The organism is Leeia speluncae (genome assembly GCF_020564625.1).
Taxonomy (GTDB): Bacteria; Pseudomonadota; Gammaproteobacteria; order Burkholderiales; family Leeiaceae; genus Leeia; species Leeia speluncae.
Genome location: NZ_JAJBZT010000040.1, coordinates 1 through 278, shown reverse-complemented (window position 1 = coordinate 278; position 278 = coordinate 1). Strand labels below are relative to the sequence as shown.

Annotated in this window: 1 protein-coding gene; it reads left to right on the top strand. The window is 56.1% G+C overall.

The genetic code is table 11. The features are described from left to right. On the top strand, positions 1-278 hold a 278-nt coding region (locus tag LIN78_RS18005), incomplete at both ends, for an aldehyde dehydrogenase family protein (protein ID WP_227182270.1).

Genomic DNA, 278 nt, shown 5'->3' with positions numbered 1-278 from the left:
ACCTGCCGGTGCACGCTATACCGCGTATACCCGCCGTGAGCCAGTTGGGGTGGTGGCTGGCATTGTGCCGTGGAACTTCCCATTGATGATTGCGATCTGGAAGTTAATTCCAGCCTTAGCAGCGGGTTGCACAATTGTCTTGAAGCCTTCTACAGAAACACCGCTCACCGCGCTACGTTTGGGTGAGTTGGCGCTGGAAGCAGGTATTCCTCCTGGGGTAGTGAATGTATTAACTGGCCGTGGTTCGGTGGCTGGCCAGGCATTGGCTTCTCATCCGC